The organism is Mycobacterium sp. TH-M106, from assembly GCF_057473765.1.
In genome coordinates this window covers 1-8,462 of sequence record NZ_JBYCLE010000581.1, presented here as the reverse complement: position 1 = coordinate 8,462, position 8,462 = coordinate 1, and the positions used below count along the sequence as shown (strand labels likewise).

At 68.0% G+C, this 8,462-nt stretch carries 9 protein-coding genes; 6 read left to right on the top strand and 3 right to left on the bottom strand.

What is annotated here, in order from left to right:
- Both recA and recX read left to right on the top strand, forming a co-directional pair.
- On the top strand, nucleotides 1-2,303 hold a 2,303-nt coding region (gene recA / locus AC2VOP_RS19750), incomplete at its 5' end, for an intein-containing recombinase RecA (protein WP_486962538.1).
- A complete protein-coding gene (gene recX, locus AC2VOP_RS19745; RefSeq protein ID WP_486962540.1) occupies nucleotides 2,269-2,784 on the top strand; it encodes a recombination regulator RecX in 516 nt (171 codons plus the stop codon). The genes recA and recX, both read left to right, overlap by 35 nt.
- A 6-nt stretch (nucleotides 2,785-2,790) precedes the next feature.
- Here recX and AC2VOP_RS19740 read toward each other — a convergent pair whose 3' ends face one another.
- A complete protein-coding gene (locus AC2VOP_RS19740; protein WP_486962537.1) occupies nucleotides 2,791-3,015 on the bottom strand; it encodes an Rv1893 family protein in 225 nt (74 codons plus the stop codon).
- A gap of 94 nt (nucleotides 3,016-3,109) precedes the next feature.
- Here AC2VOP_RS19740 and miaB point away from each other — a divergent pair, with 94 nt between their 5' ends.
- Both miaB and AC2VOP_RS19730 read left to right on the top strand, forming a co-directional pair.
- The gene (gene miaB, locus AC2VOP_RS19735; RefSeq protein WP_486962536.1) at nucleotides 3,110-4,606 is read left to right on the top strand and encodes a tRNA (N6-isopentenyl adenosine(37)-C2)-methylthiotransferase MiaB; all 1,497 of its coding nucleotides are present in this window, start codon (nucleotides 3,110-3,112) and stop codon (nucleotides 4,604-4,606) included.
- Between the two features lie 7 nt (nucleotides 4,607-4,613).
- A complete protein-coding gene (locus AC2VOP_RS19730; RefSeq protein ID WP_486962535.1) occupies nucleotides 4,614-5,213 on the top strand; it encodes an Rv2732c family membrane protein in 600 nt (199 codons plus the stop codon).
- Between the two features lie 80 nt (nucleotides 5,214-5,293).
- Here AC2VOP_RS19730 and AC2VOP_RS19725 read toward each other — a convergent pair whose 3' ends face one another.
- Both AC2VOP_RS19725 and AC2VOP_RS19720 read right to left on the bottom strand, forming a co-directional pair.
- Nucleotides 5,294-6,640, bottom strand: a complete 1,347-nt coding sequence (locus AC2VOP_RS19725; protein ID WP_486962539.1) for a DUF349 domain-containing protein — start codon at nucleotides 6,638-6,640, stop codon at nucleotides 5,294-5,296.
- A 70-nt stretch (nucleotides 6,641-6,710) separates the two neighbouring features.
- Entirely contained in the window at nucleotides 6,711-6,902 is a 192-nt protein-coding gene (locus AC2VOP_RS19720; protein WP_486962534.1) for a hypothetical protein, read from the bottom strand.
- 41 nt (nucleotides 6,903-6,943) lie between these two features.
- Between AC2VOP_RS19720 and AC2VOP_RS19715 the strand changes: the two genes are divergently transcribed.
- Both AC2VOP_RS19715 and AC2VOP_RS19710 read left to right on the top strand, forming a co-directional pair.
- The gene (locus tag AC2VOP_RS19715) at nucleotides 6,944-7,861 is read left to right on the top strand and encodes a DMT family transporter (protein ID WP_486962533.1); all 918 of its coding nucleotides are present in this window, start codon (nucleotides 6,944-6,946) and stop codon (nucleotides 7,859-7,861) included.
- Nucleotides 7,862-7,870: 9 nt separating this feature from the next.
- Nucleotides 7,871-8,462: class III extradiol ring-cleavage dioxygenase family protein (locus tag AC2VOP_RS19710; protein ID WP_486962532.1), on the top strand; the 592-nt coding region annotated here is incomplete at its 3' end.

Here is an 8,462-nt window from a genome sequence, read left to right as displayed (position 1 = left end):
AAGGCTCGGTGATGCGCCTCGGCGACGAGGTGCGTCAGCCGATCTCGGTCATCCCGACCGGGTCGATCGCCCTGGACGTGGCGCTGGGCCTCGGCGGCCTGCCCCGCGGCCGGATCATCGAGATTTACGGCCCGGAGTCCTCGGGGAAGACCACCGTCGCACTGCACGCGGTGGCCAACGCTCAGGCCGCCGGGGGGATCGCGGCGTTCATCGACGCCGAGCACGCCCTGGATCCCGAGTACGCCAAGAGTCTCGGCGTGGACACCGACTCGCTGCTGGTGTCCCAGCCCGACACCGGTGAACAGGCGCTGGAGATCGCCGACATGCTGATCCGCTCCGGGGCACTGGACATTCTGGTCGTCGACTCGGTCGCCGCGCTGGTGCCACGCGCGGAGATCGAAGGCGAGATGGGCGACAGCCATGTCGGTCTGCAGGCCCGGCTGATGAGCCAGGCGATGCGGAAAATGACTGGGGCGCTGAGTAATTCGGGTACCACCGCGATCTTCATCAACCAGTTACGGGAGAAGGTAGGCGTCTTCTTCGGGTCTCCCGAAACAACCACGGGCGGAAAGGCTTTGAAGTTCTATGCCTCGGTACGCCTGGATGTCAGGAGAATCGAGACCCTCAAGGACGGGACCGACGCAGTAGGCAACCGTACCCGGATCAAGGTGGTCAAGAACAAGTGCCTCGCCGCGGGCACCCGGGTTTTCGATCCGGTCACCGGCACGACGCATCGTATCGAGGATGTCGTCGATGGCAGGAAGCAGATTCACGTCGTGGCCGTGTCCAAGGATGGAACGCTGCATGCGCGACCCGTGGTGTCCTGGTTCGACCAGGGAACGCAGGATGTGATCGGGCTACGGATCGTCGGCGGCGCAACCGTATGGGCGACCCCCGACCACAAGGTGCTGACAGAGTACGGTTGGCGCCATGCCGCCGAACTCCGCAAGGGGGACCGGGTGGCACAACCACGGCACTTCGACGGATTCGGTGACAGTGCGCCGATCTCGGCGGATCAGGCCCGGCTGCTCGGCTATCTGATCGGGGATGGCTACGTGGGGGGTAAGACTCCGGTCAACTTCATCAATGTTCAGCAGGCGCTCATTGACGACGTGACACGAATCGCTGCGACGCTTGGTTGTGCGGCCCATCCGCAGGGACGTATCTCCCTTGCGATCGCTCATCGGCCTGGTGAGCGCAACGGTGTTATAGACCTTTGCCGGCGGGCCGGCATCTACGGCAAGCTCGCATGGGAGAAGACGGTTCCGGATTGGTTCTTCGAGTCAGACGTCGCGGCCGATATCGCCGGGAATCTGCTCTTCGGCCTGTTCGAGAGTGACGGCTGGGTGAGCCGAGAACAGACCGGGGCACTTCGGGTCGGTTATACGACGACCTCTGAACAGCTTGCACACCAGATTCATTGGCTGTTACTGAGATTCGGTGTCGTGAGCACCGTTCGCGATTACGATCCGACCCAGAAGCGGCCGAGTATCGTCGACGGTCGACGGATTCAGGCCCGGCGTCACGTGTTCGAGGTCCGGATATCGGGTATGGATAACGTCACAGAGTTCACGAAATCTGTTCCCATGTGGGGGCCGCGCGGCAGCGCCCTTGTCCAGGCGATTCCGGAAGCGATGCGGGGGCGGCGGCGTGGATCGCAGGCGACGTATCTGGCCGCCGAGGTGGCCGATGCCGTGCTGAATTATCTTGACCAGCGCGGCGTGACCGCGCAGGAAGCGGCAGCGATGATCGGCAAAGGTGCTGGAAACCCCCGCGGCGGAATGAGGCAGGTCTTGGGTGCCAGCCGGCTTCGCAGGGATCGTGTGCAGGCGCTTGCGGACGCCCTGGACGACAAGTTCCTTCATGAGGTGCTGGCGGAAGAACTCCGGTACTCGGTGATCCGGGAAGTTTTGCCGGCAAGGCGGGTACGAACATTCGACCTCGAAGTCGAGGAACTGCACAACCTCGTCGCGGAAGGTGTTGTCGTGCACAACTGCGCGCCCCCCTTCAAACAAGCCGAGTTCGACATTCTCTACGGCAGGGGTATCAGCCGCGAGGGTTCGTTGATCGACATGGGGGTTGACCAGGGCTTTATCCGCAAGTCCGGTGCCTGGTTTACCTACGACGGCGAGCAACTCGGGCAGGGCAAGGAGAACGCCCGCACCTTCCTGCTGGAGAACGCCGACGTGGCCAACGAGATCGAGAAGAAGATCAAGGAGAAACTCGGTATCGGTGCCGTGCTCACCGCTGAACTGGCCGATGGCTCAGCTGATGAAGTCCTGCCCGCCCCGGTCGATTTCTGAGCCCAAGCGCGAGGAGCAGGCGCGGGCGTTGTGCCTGCGCCTGCTCACCGTACGGGCGCATACCCGTGCCGAGCTGGCCGGTCAGTTGGCCAAGCGCGGCTATCCCGGCGACGTCACCAATCTGGTGCTGGACCGCCTCACCGAGGTGGGCCTCGTCGACGACGCCGATTTCGCCAGGCAGTGGGTGCGCTCCCGACGGGCAAGCGCGGGGAAGGGCAACCGGGCATTGGCCGCTGAGCTGCACGCCAAGGGTGTCGACGGCAACATCGTCGCGGCGGTGCTCGACGACACCACCACCGAGCGGGATCGGGCTGAGCAGCTGGTCCGGGGCCGGTTACGCCGGGAAACCCTCGGCGACGACGACGCACGGGTGAGTCGGCGCCTGGTGGCGATGCTGGCCCGCCGTGGCTACGGCCAGTCGATGGCCTACGAGGTGGTCAGCGCCGAGTTGGCCGCCGAGCGTGAACGCCGGCGGGTCTGACCGGGGCTAATCCTGACCCTCGTCCTCACCGGGACCGGTGAAGACCTCCTTAGTCCGCTCGACGGCGTGGTTGGCGATGTCCAGGGAGTCCTGCACGATGGCGCTGGTGCCACCGGCGATGTCGCCGCGGATGATGTCGCCTGCGTCATCGACGATGTCGGAGGCTTTCTCGACGGCATGCGTCGCGATATCCCTAGCCGCGTCGAACGCGTCCTTGAGGGTGAGTGCCATGACGGTCTCCTGTCCGTTGTGGTTACGTCGACTGTAGCTGTCGAACACGGGTGAGCGGCGTGTCGTCGTGGTAGGCCGCCGTACCATGGGCCGCGTGACTTCGACGGCGGCACCGGAGCGGCCGGGCCAGGCAGCCCGCACCTTCGAGGTGCGCACCTACGGCTGTCAGATGAACGTCCACGATTCGGAGCGGCTGACCGGCACACTGGAGGCGGCCGGCTATCAGCGCGCCCCCGAGGGTGCCGATGCCGACGTGGTGGTGTTCAACACCTGCGCGGTTCGGGAGAACGCCGACAACAAACTGTACGGAAACCTCAGCCACCTGGCACCGCACAAGCGCCGCAACCCGGACATGCAGATCGCGGTCGGCGGCTGCCTCGCGCAGAAAGACAAGGAGGAAGTGCTGGGCAGGGCACCCTGGGTCGACGTCGTCTTCGGCACCCACAACATCGGGTCGCTGCCGGTGCTGCTGGAGCGGGCCCGGCATAACAAGACAGCCCAGGTGGAGATCGTCGAGTCGCTGCGGGAGTTCCCGTCGTCGCTGCCAGCGGCCCGCGAATCCGCCTATGCAGCTTGGGTTTCCATCTCTGTCGGCTGCAATAACAAGTGCACCTTCTGTATCGTGCCGTCGCTGCGGGGCAGGGAGGTGGACCGCAGCCCGCCCGACATTCTCGCCGAGGTGCAGGCGCTGGCGGAGTCCGGGGTGTTGGAGATCACACTGCTGGGCCAGAACGTCAACGCCTACGGCGTCTCGTTCGCCGACCCGGAGTTGCCGCGCGACCGGGGTGCTTTCGCGGCGTTACTCCGAGCCTGCGGGCGCATCGACGGCTTGGAGCGGGTCCGCTTCACTTCCCCGCACCCGGCCGAGTTCACCGACGACGTCATCGAGGCGATGGCCGAGACGCCGAACGTCTGTCCGGCGCTGCACATGCCGCTGCAATCCGGCTCGGACGCGGTCCTGCGGGCGATGCGCCGCTCCTACCGCGCCGAACGGTACCTCGCGATCCTCGACCGGGTTCGCACCGCCATGCCGGACGCCGCCATCACCACCGACCTGATCGTCGGGTTCCCGGGCGAGACCGAGCAGGACTTCCAGGCCACGCTCGACGTGGTGCGGGCCGCGCGGTTCTCGGCCGCGTTCACCTTCCAGTACTCCAAGCGTCCCGGCACACCCGCTGCCCAACTGGGTGGCCAGCTGCCAAAAGCGGTGGTGCAGCAACGCTACGAGCGACTGGTGGCGTTGCAGGAGGAGATCTCGCTGGAGGAGAATCGGGCGCAGATTGGCAACACCGTCGAATTGTTGGTCGCGGTGGGGGAGGGACGCAAGGACGCGGCGACCGCGCGGATGAGCGGGAGGGCCCGCGACGGCCGGCTCGTGCACTTCGCGGCCGGCGGGGCGCAGGTGCGGCCCGGCGACTTGGTGACCACTGCGGTGACCGGCGCCGCCCCGCATCATCTGCTCGCCGACGGACCGGTGCTGACCCATCGGCGCACCCGCGCTGGGGACAGGCACGGCAGTGGCCCGCACGGGGTAGCCCTCGGCATGCCCGGGATCGGCACCTCGCCGGCCGGCCCAGGGAACCGACAATGAGCCGACAGTGAGCCAGAGCGCCGACGATCACGAAGACCTGGAAGCCTACCGGGCCGATATCGATGAGGTGGAACGTCGCATTGCCCGCGAAATCGAAGTCGGCGGAAGAGCTTTGGTTGTCCTCATAGTTGTGTTCGTGCTGGTGGCGTCGTTTCTGCTGCCGCATACCGGAGCCGTCAGGGGCTGGGACGTGCTGTTCGCCGGCGACGGCGCCGCCGCAGCGGCGGTGACGTTGCCGTCGCGGTTGTTCATGTGGCTGGCGCTGGTGTTCGGTGTTGGCTTTTCGCTGTTGGCGCTGCTCACCCGGCGCTGGGCGGTCGCCTGGATGGCGCTGGCGGGCTCGGCGGTGGCGAGTGCGGCCGGGTTGCTGGCCGTGTGGTCGCGGCAGACGGTGACCGAAGGTTATCCGGGTCCGGGCGTTGGCCTGGTCGTGGCGTGGATCTGCGTGATTGTGTTGACATTTCACTGGGCGAGACTGGTGTGGTCGCGCACCGTCATTCAGTTGGCAGCTGAGGAGCAGCGCCGCCGCGCCGCCGCGCAGCGCCAATCCCGCAGCCCGCTGCACGACCTGGACCGCCCCGAGGACAAGCAGCCGCCCTCCGATTAGCCGCGTGAGCATGCGCAGACTCGCACAATTCGGTCTGCATCCGTGCGATTCTCTGCATGCTCGCGGAGTTTAACGGTGTGTCAGGGCTTACGGGTCAGTGCCTGCTCGGCGGCATCGGCCCACTGCCGCCACTGCTCGGCGCTGGCTTGGGCCGCCGCGGCGTCTTCGTCTCGGCCCGCGGCCTGTGCTTTCTGCGCCTGGTGTTCGAATTGTTCAGCGCGGGTGCGGAATTGCTCGGCGCGGGCCTGGGCCTGCGGATCGACCGTGCTCGGCTCGGTGACATCGCGGAGCTTCTTCTCCGCCGCGCGTAACCGCCGCTCCAATTCCGTGGACCGCTCGCGGGGCACCTTGCCGATCGCGTCCCACTTCGTCAGGATCGACCGCAGGGCGGTGCGAGCGGCGTCGCGGTCGGCCGGGTCGAGCCGCTCCGCCTCGGCCAGCAGGGTCTCCTTGGCGGCGGCGTTGGCCTGCAGCGTCGCGTCGCCTCCGGGGCTCGCGGAATGACGCGCGGCGAAGAACGTGTCCTGGGCGGCTTTGAAACGGCGCCACAGCGAATCGTCGACGTCCTTGGCCGCGCGCCCAGCAGCCTTCCATTCGGTGAGCAGTTCACGGAAGACGGCAGCGGTGGCCGCCCAGTCGGTGGACGATGCCAACTCCTCAGCACGCTCACACAAGCGTTCCTTGTCCCGGCGCGAAATCGCCCGCTCGCGGTCCAGTTCGGCGAAATGCGATCCGCGCCGCCGGTTGAACATGTCCCGCGCCGTGGCGTATCGCTTCCACAACTCGTCGTCGGTCTTGCGGTCCAGGCCGCCGATCGTCTTCCATTCGTCGAGGATGGAACGCAGTCGGTCGCCGGCCGCTTTCCATTGGGTCGACGTAGCCGCCAGGTGCTCGGCCTCGGCAGCCAGCGCCTCTTTGCGGGCCGTCGCCTCGGCGCGGTGTCGCTCTCGCCGGTCCCGCTCCTGTGCGGCGACAGCATCAGCGCGTTCGCAAATCGCGGTCAACCGCAGGGACAATGCGTCGACGTCGCCGAGCACGCTCGCTGTGGGTAGCGTCTCCGCCAGCGCTATGGCGCTTGCCTTGATCTTGCGGGGGTCACCGGTGCCGGATGTCAGCCGCTCCTCCAGCAGCGTGATCTCGGTGCTCAGGTCATCGAATCGCCGACCGAAATGGGCGAACGCGGCCTCAGTGTCGCACGTGTCGGCGGCGCCGCCGGTCTGCCAGGAACCGATCCTGCGTTCGCCGGACGGACTGACCAGCCACACCGTGCCGTCGTCATCGACACGGCCGAACCGGTGCGGATCGCTGGGCGGTGAGACGGCGGCCTGACGGGCGACGCTTTGCGCGCCCTGCCTTGGCCCCGGTCTGGGGCCCGGCCTGGGAACCGGCCCCCGGGTGGGCGTGGCTGAATCGTTGTCGTCGGTCATTCGCATGCCGTCACCTGATCCTTCGCGCGGACAACACCCGCGCACCTGCCGCGCACCGCGGCGCCCTCGACTACAGGTATTCAAGCACCGGCCGCGCCTGTGTCACAGTGGTGCCCGGCGGATCCGGGCGGCATATGCCCAGGCCGGCGCTCGCCGTGGCGGCGGCGGTGATCGCGATGGTCGCCGCCGTCATCGCGTTGTCGGGGTACCACAGCCGTCTGAGCTGCACCGGAGGTGTCACCGCGTCGCTGACCAGCTGCAAGGTCCCCGGCGAGTATCGTTGCCCGGTTGAGGAGGCCAGCCATGTCGACCGCGAACGTCGTCGCAGGACTGCTCGCGCTGTGCGCTGCTTTGGCCTCCGCGATCGGCGACGTGATCCGGCAGCGGTCCGCCCAGGAGATCACCGACAGACAAGTCGGCCACCTGGAGCTGTTCTGGATGTCGCTGCGTGACGCGCGGTGGTGGGGAGGCGGCGCGGCGGCGGTGACTAACTACGCCCTGCAGGCCGCCGCGCTGGCGGTTGGCTCGGTGATGCTGGTCACCGGGCTGCAGGTGACCGCTCTGCTGTTCGCGCTGCCGATCTATGCATGGCTGATCCGTCGCCGGGTGAACCACTGGGAGTGGGTGTGGGCGGCCCTGCTGGCCGTGGCACTGGCGGTGGTGGTGGTGGTCGGCGACCCGACCCAAGGTGTCAGCCGGGCCTCGTGGCAGGTTTGGGGGGTGGTGGCCGCGGTCCTGGGACCGACGCTGGTGGGCTGCGTGCTGGCCGCTCGGATCTTGGCCGGCCGTCCGGCCGCCGCCGTGCTGTTGGCGGTGGTGGCCGGCACGTCGCTGGCGGTGTTCGCGGTGCTGACGAAGGGCCTCGTCGAGGTGCTCAAACATCAAGGCATCCTCGGCGTGCTGCGCGCACCCGAACTGCTGCCCTGGCTGCTGGCGACACTGACCGGGATGATCTTTCAGCAGTCGTCGTTTCGCGCCGGCGCGCTGACCGCCTCGATGCCGACCATGATCGTGGCGAAACCCCTGGTGGCCACGGTGCTCGGAGTGCTCGTGCTCGGCGAGACGCTGATCGTCGACGGTGTCGGGAAGCTGGTGGTGGCGGTGGGGACGGCAATCGTGCTGATCGCAACCGCGGCACTGGCCCGCGGCGAGGCCGCCTCGATGGCGGCCGGGGCCGGCGGCGACAAGGCCCTGCCCGCGATGGAGCCGGCCAGGCGCTAGCTTGGTGGCGTGTTGGGCGCCATCGCGATTATGCCGTCGGCGCCGGTGCTGGTGCCCGAACTCGCCGGCACCGCCGTCGACGAGCTGGCCGACCTGCGATCGGCGGCGTGCACCGCCGCCAGCTCGCTGCCGCTTCACTGGGTCGCGCTGGGCACTGGACCCGCCGACGGCGCTGCAGTGTACGGGCCGGACAGCGCGGGTACCTTCGCCGGATTCGGCGTCGACGTGCCGGTGCGGCTGTCCCCGCAAGCCCAACGAGCCGAACAGCCGGCCGACCTGCCGCTGTGTGCACTCATAGCTGGTTGGGTGCGTGGCCAGGCCCGACCCGACGCCTGCGTGCAGGTCCATGCATACGGCGACCCCGTCGCCGCGACGGCACAGGGCGAGCAGCTGCGCGCTGACATCGACCGGCGGCCCGAGCCGGTCGGGGTGCTGGTGGTCGCCGACGGCGTCAACACCCTGACCGCCGCGGCCCCCGGCGGCTACCATCCGGACGATGTCGCCGTGCAACGCGCCCTCGACGACGCCCTGGCCCGCGGTGACGCCGCCGCCCTGGCGCGGCTGCCGGCCCAGGTCATCGGCCGGGCCGGGTTCGCGGCGC

Coding starts and splice junctions, on each gene's coding strand:
- AC2VOP_RS19725 (WP_486962539.1), bottom strand. CDS start 6,640: ATGACCGACGACAACGATTCAGCCACGCCCACCCGGGGGCCGGTTCCC.
- AC2VOP_RS19740 (WP_486962537.1), bottom strand. CDS start 3,015: ATGGCACTCACCCTCAAGGACGCGTTCGACGCGGCTAGGGATATCGCG.
- AC2VOP_RS19715 (WP_486962533.1), top strand. CDS start 6,944: ATGTCGACCGCGAACGTCGTCGCAGGACTGCTCGCGCTGTGCGCTGCT.